Here is a 13,331-nt window from a genome sequence, read left to right on the forward strand (position 1 = left end):
ATAGCGCAGAATTTCATTTTCAGTGCTCTAACGCCTGATTTGATTTTAGATGCAATTGAAAGCATTGGCGTATTTCCTGAAACCGGTTTATTAGCTTTAAACAGTTATGAAAACCGCGTGTATCAGTTCCGCTGTGACCAAGGCTTACGTTATGTGGTTAAGTTTTATCGACCACAACGTTGGAGTGAAGCGCAAATACAAGAAGAGCATGACTATGCGTTGGCGTTAGCCGCTGAAGACATTCCTATTGCTGTGCCCGTCATCATTGACAATAAAACCTTGTTTGAGTTTAAAGGCTACCGATTTGCGTTATTTCCATCGATAGGTGGCCGCGCTTTTGAAGTGGATAACCTTGAGCAATTAGAGTCAGTGGGGCGCTTTATTGGCCGTATTCATCAATATGCCAGTAAGCAGCCTTTTGTATATCGTGAGCCGTTAACTCCTGAGATTTTAGGCGATGATGCTTATCGTTATTTACAAGACAGCGGTATTGTCGCCGAAGGTATGCGCAGCGCCTTTTTTACTGTGGTAGAGCAGGTGCTTACAAAAGCGAAACAGATTTGGCAACAACACAGCTTTGACACGATTCGTCTGCACGGCGATTTGCACCCTGGAAATATTTTATGGACTCCAGACGATGGCTCAGGGTTTGTTGATTTAGATGACGCAAGGCAAGGCTCTGCAGTGCAAGACATTTGGATGATGTTGACAGGCGATAGGGCACAGCAATTATTGCAGCTCGATATTTTAATTGATGCCTATCAAGAGTTTTGTGATTTTGACACCAAGCAATTGGCACTAATTGAGCCGTTAAGAGCGTTTAGAATGATCCATTACAATGCATGGCTAGCAAAACGTTGGCAAGACCCGGCATTTCCGATGAACTTTCCCTGGTTTGCTGACATTAAATATTGGGAGCAACAAACCTTAGCGTTTAAAGAGCAGCTTGCCGCGTTGAATGAAGCACCATTGAGTTTAACCAGCTTTAATCAAGGTTAATAAGTGATGGTAAAGATGCCAAACCTAATTTTGCGTTGAAAAGTTGAGCCACTCTGCACGTTTTTGATTTTTAACGGGCTGGGTATTAACATTTTTTAATAATAACTACCGGGATGTATTTAGTTACAAATACAATCAACTAACGATTGAGTTTCAGGCTGACGCTAGACTATGATAGATACAGCGTTTTTATAATTAGTTTGCCTATTAAAGGAAGTAAGATGAAAAAAGCATTATTGATGGCCGTAGCATTGCTACTCGCGCCAATGGCGGCGATGGCTGCAGATTACAAAGAAGGTGTTCATTACACGGTAATTAATGATGGCTCTGGTTCTGCTAAGCCTGAAATTATGGAGTTTTTCTCTTTCTATTGCCCACACTGCTACAACTTTGCTAAAACTGTTGTACCAAAAATTGAAGCCAATATTCCAGAAGGCGTTAGCTTCAGCCAGGCGCATGTCGATTTTATTGGTCGTGAAATGGGCGTAGAAATGTCACGTGCATTTGCGGTAGCAAAACAACTTAACGTTGAAAAGAAAATCGAAGCAGCATTGTTTAGTGCTATCCATGATAAGCGCCAGCAATTTACTCGCGCTGATGATGTTAGAGCACTTTTTATTGCCAATGGTGTAGACGCTAAAGATTTTGATGCAGCAGCCAATTCATTTATGGTGAGTGCACAAATGTCTAAAATGAAGCGCGATACTGAAAACGCCAAAATTTCAGGTGTACCTTCATTAGTGGTTAACGGTAAATACCGTGTTGAAACTAGCTCTATTAAGTCTTATGACGAGTTACTAGACATTGCATTTTACTTAACAACAATGAACAAAAAGTAACGACGTTATTGCCGGTTTAGCGCTTAATTTGCGCAAACGGGAAAGACTAAAAAAGGAGCCTAGGCTCCTTTTTTGTTGTCTAAATTTTATGGCTTATGACTGATTGAGTCAGTGCGATCCGCTTAAATGTATCCATAAGGCTCAGCTGGGTGATTGTTGTTTTAGCTATGGCCGCATCTTTTGCTAAACCAGCCTGGAGAATCACAGCTTAGGAGGGCAGGCAAAAAAACCGTATGTCTATAAAAGACGATACGGTGATGAGTCAAATGACTCTTTTTTACCCTGAGTAACGAAAAGAATAGTAGCATAGCGTCAAAATATTGGCAAGCGACATTATATTGTCAATAAGTGGGTGTGTAGCACTGCTTTAGGCGAAGAGAGAAAATTTTGTAAAGGATGAAACTCTTATTCCTGCGTGAGGTCAAATTTTGAGATAAGAAAAACCTTGTTGAATATGAAACGTGAAGCAAGGTAAATATTTTTTTGCCCGTCACATTATTATAGTCAACATCGTTTATGGTATTGCACGTTTCGCGTGGCCGTACGTATTTGCTCTAGGAGAAAACCATATGAGAACGTTCCCTGTATATGCGCCCAAGTTAATTGTTAAGCATGTTCGGATCTTTCTAAGTGGCGCTATTTGGGTAAAAGATTTAGGTTTACTTGAATTTGATAAAGGACGTTTTTTACACAATCAAAAAAGCCTGCCAAAAGTAAAGCAGGCTGTCAGCGAACTCAATGCGCTGATTGAGGCACAATCTGCGCCACAGCAATCAACGTAAAACCAAATTACATTTCGCTATTCAATAAACCAACAAGGCCGTTGACCTTATCACTCCATGAGTTGAGGTCTTGCTGCAATTGTTGGTTTTTTTGTGTCAGTTCTTGTTGCTGCTTTACTAAATCTTCATTCTTTTGCTTCTCTTCTTCAAGCTCCATTTTTAGTAGCTCAATATTTTCAAGAGTCGCCTGGATTTTGGTTTCCAGTTGGGACAATAATTCAAGGCTCATGGGGAGTCCTATACGTTTCTGGATGGAACCCCGATTCTAGCAGTGACAAGGCCTATAGGAATAGCCTTTAAAACTAAGTGGCTAAAATATATTCAATAAATCGCTGGTTATTGTGCTTTATCTGAGATCGCGCTATTTTCATCGGCTAACCTACTCAACAAAAGCCTTTTTTATGACAATTACCCGACTCGATGTAAGCACCCGAATGAGCAGTATTGTGATCCACAATAATACGGTGTACCTCTGCGGCCAGGTTGCTAAAGACAAATTTAGTGATATTAAAACGCAAACTGCCACCATGTTAGACGAAGTGGATGCCTTATTAGCTCAAGCGGGCTCGAACCGTGAGCATATTTTGTCGGCGACTATTTACCTTAAAGACATGGGCGATTACGATGCTATGAACCAAGTATGGGATCAATGGTTACCACAGGGACATGCTCCGGCAAGAGCTTGCGTGCAAGCCGCCATTGCTGAGCCAGAATACTTGGTCGAAATATCGGTAATTGCTGCTCTGGTAAGTTAAGCGCAGTAGCCAAGCTAAATAGAGTGATGCAATGACTGTTTGTCAGTTGCAGTATGAATAAATATATTGATGCTTGTTACGTTCAATTGACGTATTTTGATTTAGGATCTACGGCTGCGGCTTGACATTATTCTCTAGCCTAAATAGTCTGCAAGCTCAGTTTTTAAGGTGGTATGCAATGGACATAAAATATAATTTAAAATCTGCGTCAGAGCGCCGTACAGAACCATTTATGCCTGAAGGCGACGTGGGTTTCGGTAAGCTTCGAACTGACCACATGTTTTTAATGGATTACCGTGATGGTCAATGGTGCGATCCGCGTATCGTGCCTTATGGTCCATTTGAAATGGCGCCAGGTGCAATGTCATTGCATTACGGCCAATCGATTTTTGAAGGCGCGAAAGCCTTTATGCATGAAGACGGCGAAATTTATACTTTCCGTTTAAATAAAAATGCTGAACGCATGAACCGTTCTGCCGATATTGTGTGTATTCCAAATATCGATGAAGCCATGCAAGTCAAAGCGATTAATGCTTTGATTGATGTCGACCGTTTATGGTTTCCACAGCAAGAAGGTGCGTGTTTATATATTCGTCCGTTTATTTTTGCCACTGAAGACCGTTTATCGGTAAGCCCAAGCCAAAAGTACACTTTTTGTGTGATGTTAAGCCCGTCAGGCGCTTATTATGCTTCAGGGGTTAATAATGGTATTCGGTTATTAATTAGCACTCAATTTCATCGTGCTGTGTCTGGCGGTACTGGTGCGTCTAAAGCCGCTGGCAACTACGCAGCTTCTCTACGTGCGGGTAAAGCTGCAGTTGAGTATGGTGCATCGCAGGTGTTGTATTTAGACTCTACAAATACCCAAATTGAAGAAGCGGGTGCGATGAACCACTTCCATATTTTGAAAGATGGCACTTTGATCATCCCAACATTCACTGACACGATTTTAAAATCGATTACCTCGCAATCAATCATGGAACTCAGTGAGATGCTGGGGTGTGAAGTGAGACAAGAAACTGTGATGTTAGATCAGTTTATTGCTGACATTGAATCAGGTGAAATTATTGAAGCGGGCGGTTTTGGCACTGCTGCAGTGGTATCGCCTGTAAGCTCGTACATCTTTGAAGATGGCCGAGTTATTACTGTGGGTGATGGCAAAGTGGACCTAATATTCAGCGCATTTATAAGCTGTTTACTGAGTTGCAAAAAGGTCATGTGGCCGCACCGCAAGGCTGGGTTAAACGAGTTGAACGTGTTGCGCCTTAGTTTAAGTTAAGCTGCAGACAAAATAAAAGCTCCCAAGGGAGCTTTTATTTTGTCTGTCATATTGTAGAAGCAATCCTTATACCAATTCCACTAATTATCTGGTCATTCAGCGGGAATTCTGTACCTTCTAGGCAAGTAATAGGATTGTAGGCACAGTTGCCGACGACTGCATGGATGCAGGAGGTAGAGCAACGCAGGAGCAGTTGCCGACGACTGCATGGATGCAGGAGATAGAGCAACGCAGGAGCAGTTGCCGACGACTGCATGGATGCAGGAGATAGAGCAACGCAGGAGCAGTTGCCGACGACTGCATGGATGCAGGAGATAGAGCAACGCAGGAGCAGTTGCCGAGAACGACTATGTCTTCAAAAGGCCGCCTCGAATACCTCACTGAACATTTTCGCTAAAAGAGCAAATTCTAATGCGGATTGGTATAGTTAACTGTTTTTTTCTTGGTTAAGTAACGCTAAACAATTGATGGCGGTGAGCGGTTTGCTTAATAAAAAGCCCTGTACTTGATCGCATCCACCGTCGCGCAAGAAATTAAGCTGTTCTTGAGTTTCAACCCCTTCGGCAACCACATTAAGCTCTAAACTGTGGGCTAAGGTGATAATTGCGCTGGTGATCGCGGCATCATCAGGGTCTTCGGTAATATCGCGCACAAACTCCTGATCAATTTTTAAGGTATCTATTGGGAACCGTTTTAAATAGCTTAAGCTTGAATAGCCGGTACCAAAGTCATCAATGGCAATCGTTAAGCCTAGGGCTTTGAGTTGAGACAGTACTGCGACAGAATCTTGTGGATTGCCCATAATCATTGATTCCGTTAGCTCAAGTTCAAGTGCGTGAGCTGGCAGACCTGACACGGCAAGAGCCACTTCGATGGTGGAAATAATGTCTGCTTTGAGCTGTCTGGCAGATAGGTTTACCGCCACTGAAATATGCTCAAATCCTTGGCCGTGCCATAAAGCCAGTTGGCAGCATGCTTGGTTAATGCTACCAATTGCCAATTTGATTAATCATCCCAGTTTCTTCCGCAAGCGGGATAAACTCTACCGGAGAAATAATGCCAAGTTCTTGGCTTTCCCAGCGAAGCAGCGCTTCTAAGCCGACGATTTGTTGTGTTTCAACATTGTATTTAGGCTGATAAACCAAGTGAAACTCATTGTCTTGTAAGGCTTTTTTAAGTCCAGCCTCAAGCTGGACATGGCGAGTGGCGTATTGATTGAGTTTTTCGGTGTAAAACTGGTAGTTATTGCGCCCAAGCGACTTGGCATGATACATGGCAGTATCGGCATATTTAATTAACGAAGTCGTATCGCTCGCATCGTCTGGGTATAAACTGATGCCTATCGACGGTGAAATGGTTAACACTTTGTCGTCGAGCAAGAACGGCGTTTGGAACGCTTTTAAGACTTTTTCGGCAATAATGGTCGCGGCTTTTGTTTTAGCCACCCCTTCTAAAATAATGGTAAATTCGTCTCCGCCTAAACGGGCGACGGTATCGCCATCACGTACTGAATTTTGTAGACGGCTAGCAACGGCTTTAAGCAGTAAATCGCCGATGTGATGTCCCATAGAGTCATTAATATGTTTAAAGCGGTCTAAGTCTAAAAACAATAACGCAACCATGCTTTCTGCTCGGATAGCTTTGGTTAATGCATGGTTGAGCCTGTCTTGAAATAAGGTACGGTTTGGTAGACCGGTTAAGGGATCAAAGTTAGCTAATACCCGTAAATCTTCTTCTGCTTTTTTACGCGCCGTAATATCAGTAAACACCGCGACAAAGTGGCTGGTTTCGCCTTTGTTGTCGATCACTTGGTTGATTTCGAGCCAGGCTAGAATGCCACGACGATCTCGGGTTCTAATGTTGATTTCCCCCGCCCAATGCTTATGCCTGAGTAGCTGAGTTTCTACTGAGTTATAAAAATCGCGTGATTGTTTACCCATGGTTAAAAACAAGAAGTGTTTACCAACGACATCACGATGCTTAAAGCCGGTAATACGACTAAATGCAGGATTTACTGAGCGGACTTTGTAGTCTAACTCACCTACTACAACAGCTTCATTCATACTAAATAGCACTTGCGATGATAGCTTGAGTTCGTTTTCGGTCAACTTACGGCTGGTGATGTCTTTGTGGGTACCGGCCATCCGTATTGGTGTGTTTTGACTATCACGCTCAACTACTTGGCCACGGTCTAATAGCCAGGACCATTGTCCGGGTTTAGTTTCAACCCGATACTCTGCTTCAAAAAATTCAGTGTCACCATTTAGGTGGTCGTCAAGCAGTTGTTCAACTCTGGGTTTGTCTTCTGGGTGAACATTATTGGTTAGCAATTGGTCTTTTAAAGATACATTGGTCGGTTCAACCATATTGGTTCGATATACTTTGTCATCTTTAATATTCCAGTCCCACATGCCATCACCAGATGCCCATAATGCAAGTTTAAGGCGTTCTTCTGAGGCGCGAATATTCGAGTCAAACTCGCGCTGCTTAGCGAGTTTCTTTTGTCTTGATAGCAATAACCACAACACCATTAATAACCCTATGGTGCCGTATAATACATAAGCCCAAACGGTCATATAAACCGGTGGTATTACCGAGACTTTGACATTAAGTGTATATTGACTGAATTGGTTGGTACCCAGTGCATGGCGAACCATTAAAGTGTATTCACCAGGTGATAAGTTTGTGTAAGTAATGTGGTTACCTTGGCTAAGGTTACGCCACTCGTTATCAAGACCGTCTAATTTATAGCTGAATCGACTTAAACCAGGGTAGTTAAAGTTGAGCGAACCTATCTCGAAGGTGATGACTTGTTTCTCGTAGGGCATATCAATTTTAGGCGCGTGACTCAGGTCGAGAATAGGGTATGAGGTTTCACCAATGGTGTACTTAGTGAGTGCGAGTTTGTTTTCTGGGCGCTGACTCGGCACTTTATCAGGACTAAAATGGTTTAAACCTTTAATCCCGCCAAACCATAATGAGCCGTCTTTTTCTTTAAATTTTGCAGCGCCATTAAATTCGTTGGCTTGCAGCCCTTCAAACACGTTGTAGGCAATAAAGCTTTTTTTACTTGGGTTAAAGCGCGATATTCCCGAGTTGGTACTTAACCATAAATTATGCTTATTATCTTCTAAAATGGCATAAATCGTATTGCTGCTGTTGTCGGCATTGACATCCATTCGTTCAAATTTAAAGCTACCATATTCAACGGTTAGCTTGTCGATACCGCCATGGGTGGCCACCCAAAAATCGCCATTTTCAGTTAATAAAAAGTCTCTTACTCGGTTATCGCTTAAGCTATAAGCATTGTCAGGATCGTGGGTTAAAAAATTGAGTTGTTGTTTTTCTGGATCAAGCCTAACAACGCCGCCCATGGTACCTAGCCAGAGAAAATCTTGACTAAAATGCAGGGTAATAATTTGATGTTTATATGGCGAGTACTCAGATTGAAAACCAAAGTTATAGGCCATCATGCGGCCGGTGTGTTCTGAAATAAAGTACAAGCCTTGGGATGTGGCAATCCATAAGCGATCTTTGTTATCGAACACTAGACTACGAATTTGCGTGTCGGCGCGAAATTGCTCGTTGGCCGGTTGTACTTGCTCTAAGTTATTATTGCTGTCTAAAGTAAATAACCCTAGGTTGGTGGCAAACCACAATAAACCTTGCTTGTCTTGCACAATGTCGTGCACAGTTAATGCAAGGTGCTCAATAGGGAGTGAGAGCTTATTGGCAAAGAGCTCATTGATATAATAGTAATTGGCATCGTGCTGCTTTAAATATTTTACACCGACCCCATCGGTACCAATCCACAAGCGCTGCTGTTTGTCACGAAATACCGAGCGGATCATGTTCGCCATTCCGGGTGAGCCTGTTTGATAGTCGTAATAATGGCTAAAAAATTGTTGGTTAAGATTGAGTTTGTCTATGCCTGAATAACCTGTACCTATCCATAAGGTGCCGTTGGGATCGAGCATTAATGTTTGCAGAGTATTGGCACTAATGCTGCTCAGTGCTTGTGGGTTGTGTTTGTATACAGAACTCACCCATTTTCCATCAATATTATCGAGTTTGAATAAGCCGGTATTTTGCCCTATCGCAAAAATTTGATTGGCATTGACTACGGTAAAATCGGTAATACGACGATTTTCAGTGTAGTTATTTCCGCGTGACCATATTAGCTCTCTTTCATGAGTGTCGAGGTTATAGCGCCAAATTTGATTGTCTATAGCCAACCATACCGAGTAAAGCGAACTGGATTTTATTTGGTTGACGCTCATGTTGGTGGGGATGTCGAGGCGGATAATGGTGTTACTGTCAATCGCAAATGTGCCGTGTGTTTCAGTGCCTACCACAATGTACTTGTTATCAACATTGGCAAGACTGGTGATATCCGCAATAATATTGCCACCTAAGTTTACCGGGGTAATTTTTCCGGTTTTTAGCGGTAATAAGTAAAGCCCTGCATGCGTTCCTATCCATAAGGTATCGCCAATCATGGATAAATGAGTGATTTGCAGGTCTGCTAAGCCCTGTTCTTGCTTATATTGGGTAAACTTTCCGGTGGTGAGGTTGAGTTTGTTTAGGCCGTCGTTATAGGTACCGACCCATAAATCGCCGTCGGGAGATTGCAAAATATCGGTAATGAAGTTGCCCGATATACTGTTGCTGTTATTTGACTTTTTTAAATACAGATTGAAGTCGACGCCGTTATAACTATGAAGGCCGTCTTGAGTGCCAATCCATAACATACCAGCGCTGTCCATCAATAGGCGGGTGATCGAGTTTTGGTTAAGGCCACCTTCAGTATTAAAGTGCTCAAATTTTACTTCGGCGAGACTATCATTCGCATTTGCTTTTTGCGCTGAAACCGACAATGAAAACATCAATGTCAGTAACATTAACCACTGTGTTAAATGCTTAAATGCACGAAAATTCAAATCTCACCTTTATACATTTCAATTAGAAAGACAACATACATATTAACGGTATATTAACAGGAAAACTGTTGATTAAAGCCCTTAAATTCAATTACTCACAATTTACCAAGTGATTGCGTTCAATAAGGTTAATATTTATGCATAAAAACTGACAGCTTTATATGCGATACGCAATCGAAATATGCATTTTTACATGATTTTGATGGGGATATTATTTTTGCTGTTGATGTTGTTGAATAATATCTTCAATGAGTTGGTCTTTGTCTAACCACAATTTATTAAGCCAACGTTGAAACTCGACTCGTGTCTCTGGCTCATTAAAGTAAGTATTGGCATCAACATGGGGAACCGGTAATACGTCTACTCGCATAACAACTTTACTGGTTTTACCATGCATCACATTACTTAACACACGCTCTGAGGTTTCTGGATAGACTAGGGTGATGTTGAGTAAATTGGTAAATTGTTCGCCCATGGCTGATAACGTAAAGGCAATACCACTGGCTTTGGGACGTAATAAATGTTGATAAGGTGAGTTTTGGCGTTGGCGTTTTTCTTCAGTAAAGCGACTGCCTTCAACATAGTTGATGATTGATGTTGGCGTATGCTTGAATCGCTCGCAAGCTTTGCGGGTTGTTTGTAGATCTTTGCCTTTTAGTTTTGGATTTTTTTTGAGTTTCGCCGGGCTGGTGCGGTTCATAAATGGCATGTCTAATGCCCAACAGCCTAGGCCTAAAATCGGCACGTATAACAGCTCTTTTTTCAGAAAAAACTTTAACATCGGAATATGGTTACGCAGCAAGTAGGTTTGCGCGGCAATATCAAAACCACTGATATGGTTACTGATTAATAAGTACCAGCCGTTTGGATCGAGCTTATCTAACCCGCTGACATCCCATTCAATATTTGAAATTAAATATAAAATCCCGCCATTACACGTCGCCCATGCCCACATAAAGCGGTTCATGACTTTTGTTAGCACTCTGCGTACCGCGATAAATGGCAACAGTAACTTAATGATACCGCCAATCGTTATCAGTGAACCCCATAAACTGGTATTAATGATCAGCAGGGTTGAACTGATAATAAACAGCAACAGACCGGGTAAAAACGTTAGCATGACAGGTTATACCTTGTGGTTAACTTTGTCGGCAAGCGTTTGTAACTGCTTGTCTTTGTTTAACCAAATCTGATTTAGCTGCTCTTGAAAGCTAATTTTGAACTCGCGATCTGTTAAGTAATCTCCGCGCATTGCTTGCGGAATGTCACTGATACTCACATGCACATGAACGTCGTTTAATGCGCCGCAAATGTATTGCCAATAACTGGGTACATCTTCGGGGTAATAAATAGTGACATCGACTAATTTATGGATGTGTTCGCCCATGGCTGATAATGCGAAAGCCATGCCGCCCGCTTTGGGTTTTAATAGGTGTTTAAATGTCGACTGTTGTTTGTCGTGTTTGGCCTGGGTAAAACGCGTCCCTTCAACAAAGTTCATGATACTGACAGGCTTGGTTTTAAATTTTTCGCAGGCCTTACGAGTGATGTCGATATCTTTTCCTTTTAATTTTGGATTTTTACGCAGTTCAGCTGAGCTGTAACGGCGCATAAAAGGAAAGTCTAGCGCCCACCAAGCTAATCCCAGTACAGGCACATAAATCAATTCTTGTTTAAGGAAAAACTTTAAAAATGGAATTTTACGATTGAACACCCGCTGTAAAATCAGAATGTCGACCCAAGACTGGTGATTGGCGATAACCATGTACCATTCTTGCTCAGAAAACTGCTGATCGCCTGTGATGTGAATGCGCATAGGGTGGAAAATAGCTTCGACTATGTTGTTGACGCTGATCCATGCTGTTGCACAGTTATCAAGAATGTAGCTACAGCTTTTTTGAAAAATGCTAATTGGGATAAGCTTAAAGACACTAAACACCAAAATGGGAATAGTCCAAAAAACAGTATTCAATACATAAAAAATGAAAGCTAAACAGCCTTTAATTTTTGAAAACAGCGACATTTTTCTCTCCTATTAAACGGAGAGCCATGTTACTCGTAGTCGAGGTATTGCTCAATAAATACAATAATTAAAATCGACTTTATTGCTGATTTAGTTTGGCCAGTAAGCGATCCATTGCTCGATAACCAAGTGCTTGGGCAATATGTCCACGCTCAGTTGTAGTTGATTGTTGTAGGTCTGCAATGGTACGCGCAACCCTTTGTATACGGTGAAAACTGCGTACCGATAAACCTAAACTCACCACACTTTGTTCTAAAAACTCTAAGTCTTGTTGACTAATATTACTGTCTTGTTTTAACTGTTTCGGAGTTAATTCGCTGTTGAGTACGCCCGCGCGGGCTAATTGACACTCTCGTGCATGTTTAACACGCTTGGCGATATCGACACTGGTTTCACCGGGTTGATGTTTTTGGGTTAGGGTACCCGAGGGCAATTTGGGTACATCAACCGTTAAATCAAATCGGTCTAAAAACGGCACCTGACAATCGTGATAAATAACGTTGAATTTGATCTGGGGTTGAACGGGCACGCTCAGTATCACCGCAGGGGCTAGGATTCATGGCTGCAATCAGTTGAAACCGGCTTGAAAAAGTCAATTTAGCTGCTGCGCGCGAGATTTCAACTTGGCCGGTTTCAAGAGGCTCACGTAAACAGTCGAGTACTTTACGAGGAAACTCAGCGATTTCATCTAAAAATAATATCCCCCGGTAGGCCAATGAAATCTCTCCCGGTTTGGGGTGGCTGCCACCACCAATTAAGGCAATAGATGAACAAGTATGGTGTGGTGAGCGAAAAGGGCGATTAAGGAAGTTATGCGGTTTGATGTGTAAGCCTGCTACCGAGTGAATGGCGGCTACTTCAATGGCTTCATCGTACGTCAATGCCGGCAGCAGCGGGATAATTCGGTTAGCTAACATGCTTTTTCCGGTGCCTGGTGGTCAAGAAAAAGTAGGTTGTGATTTCCGGCTGCGGCAATTTCTAATCCCTGTTTTGCTTGATATTGGCCAATCACATCACTCATGCATAATAAGTTGTCAGCGACTGGCGATTCGTCTATCCACTCTGGCTGGGTGTCGAGTAATGGCAGTTGCGCTTGACCATGTAAAAATGCGGCCAGATTTTGTAAGTGCGCCACAAAGTAACTGTGGTGATAACCCACAAGTTCAGCCTCGTGGCGATTGTCGATAGGCATAAAAAAATGGTGTTGATCATTACGCGCCGCAATAATGGCAGGTAACAAACCTGTGCAAGGCCTAACTTGTCCAGATAAGGCTAACTCACCCACAAATTCACATTGGTGTAAGGCTTTGGTTGGCACTTGATTGGATGCGGCTAAAATACCAATGGCGATGGGCAAGTCGTAACGGCCACCTTGTTTAGGCAAATCGGCTGGCGCAAGGTTAACGGTAATGCGCCGCTGAGGAAATTCAAAACCGGCATTGATTAATGCTGATCTGACGCGCTCTTTGGCTTCTTTAACTGAAGCTTCGGGTAACCCCACTAAATTAAATGCGGGTAAACCATTACTTAAATGCACTTCAACGGTCACTTTAGGGGCTTCTACACCACAACTTGCTCGAGTAAACACACAGGCTATCGCCATTAACAAAATCCTTTTGTTTGAATAATATACAAATGAAGGGATGCATACAGTCTAGCAGTGGTGACTTTTTTTGCAGATTTTATGGTTTTAACGTCGGTATAATAAGACAAA

The 13,331-nt window shown here is 42.3% G+C and carries 7 protein-coding genes and 3 pseudogenes; 5 read left to right on the plus strand and 5 right to left on the minus strand.

Going from position 1 to position 13,331, the window contains the following annotated elements:
- Positions 1–39: 39 nt before the first annotated feature.
- The 3 genes from N4T56_RS21980 to N4T56_RS21990 all read left to right on the plus strand — a co-directional run bounded on the left by N4T56_RS21980 (position 40) and on the right by N4T56_RS21990 (position 2,620).
- On the plus strand, positions 40–999 hold the full coding sequence (locus tag N4T56_RS21980; RefSeq protein WP_390904098.1) for a serine/threonine protein kinase: 960 nt from the start codon (positions 40–42) through the stop codon (positions 997–999).
- Between the two features lie 221 nt (positions 1,000–1,220).
- Positions 1,221–1,838 carry a thiol:disulfide interchange protein DsbA/DsbL gene (locus tag N4T56_RS21985; RefSeq protein ID WP_261734703.1) on the plus strand — a complete coding sequence of 206 codons (618 nt, stop codon included), beginning with the start codon at positions 1,221–1,223 and terminating at the stop codon, positions 1,836–1,838.
- Positions 1,839–2,407: 569 nt separating this feature from the next.
- Complete coding sequence (locus N4T56_RS21990) at positions 2,408–2,620, plus strand: DUF1107 domain-containing protein (protein WP_261734704.1); 213 nt, start codon at positions 2,408–2,410, stop codon at positions 2,618–2,620.
- 7 nt (positions 2,621–2,627) lie between these two features.
- Here the strand turns inward: N4T56_RS21990 and N4T56_RS21995 are convergent, their stop codons facing one another.
- A complete protein-coding gene (locus tag N4T56_RS21995) occupies positions 2,628–2,849 on the minus strand; it encodes a cell division protein ZapB (protein WP_238104488.1) in 222 nt (73 codons plus the stop codon).
- A gap of 172 nt (positions 2,850–3,021) precedes the next feature.
- On the opposite strand from N4T56_RS21995, the gene N4T56_RS22000 reads away from it, so the two are divergent.
- A complete protein-coding gene (locus tag N4T56_RS22000; RefSeq protein ID WP_261734705.1) occupies positions 3,022–3,375 on the plus strand; it encodes a RidA family protein in 354 nt (117 codons plus the stop codon).
- Positions 3,376–3,553: 178 nt separating this feature from the next.
- Positions 3,554–4,644 (plus strand): annotated as a pseudogene (locus tag N4T56_RS22005) (branched-chain amino acid aminotransferase).
- 437 nt (positions 4,645–5,081) lie between these two features.
- Here the strand turns inward: N4T56_RS22005 and N4T56_RS22610 are convergent.
- The 4 genes and pseudogenes from N4T56_RS22610 to N4T56_RS22040 form a co-directional block, all read right to left on the minus strand.
- Positions 5,082–9,540: pseudogene (locus N4T56_RS22610) on the minus strand (EAL domain-containing protein).
- 265 nt (positions 9,541–9,805) lie between these two features.
- The gene (locus tag N4T56_RS22030) at positions 9,806–10,714 is read right to left on the minus strand and encodes an acyltransferase (RefSeq protein WP_261734707.1); all 909 of its coding nucleotides are present in this window, start codon (positions 10,712–10,714) and stop codon (positions 9,806–9,808) included.
- A gap of 6 nt (positions 10,715–10,720) precedes the next feature.
- Positions 10,721–11,617, minus strand: coding sequence for an acyltransferase (locus tag N4T56_RS22035; RefSeq protein ID WP_261734708.1), 897 nt, complete (start codon positions 11,615–11,617; stop codon positions 10,721–10,723).
- A 79-nt stretch (positions 11,618–11,696) separates the two neighbouring features.
- Positions 11,697–13,220: pseudogene (locus tag N4T56_RS22040) on the minus strand (YifB family Mg chelatase-like AAA ATPase).
- Between the last annotated feature and the right edge of the window lie 111 nt (positions 13,221–13,331).

The sequence above is a fragment of the Shewanella phaeophyticola genome (assembly GCF_025398315.1).
Taxonomy (GTDB): Bacteria; Pseudomonadota; Gammaproteobacteria; order Enterobacterales; family Shewanellaceae; genus Shewanella; species Shewanella phaeophyticola.

Bases quoted from the DNA above. Each gene is read 5' to 3' on its own strand.
- N4T56_RS22000 (WP_261734705.1), top strand. From the start codon at position 3,022: ATGACAATTACCCGACTCGATGTAAGCACCCGAATGAGCAGTATTGTG.
- N4T56_RS21995 (WP_238104488.1), bottom strand. From the start codon at position 2,849: ATGAGCCTTGAATTATTGTCCCAACTGGAAACCAAAATCCAGGCGACT.
- N4T56_RS21985 (WP_261734703.1), top strand. From the start codon at position 1,221: ATGAAAAAAGCATTATTGATGGCCGTAGCATTGCTACTCGCGCCAATG.
- N4T56_RS22030 (WP_261734707.1), bottom strand. From the start codon at position 10,714: ATGCTAACGTTTTTACCCGGTCTGTTGCTGTTTATTATCAGTTCAACC.
- N4T56_RS22035 (WP_261734708.1), bottom strand. From the start codon at position 11,617: ATGTCGCTGTTTTCAAAAATTAAAGGCTGTTTAGCTTTCATTTTTTAT.
- N4T56_RS21990 (WP_261734704.1), top strand. From the start codon at position 2,408: ATGAGAACGTTCCCTGTATATGCGCCCAAGTTAATTGTTAAGCATGTT.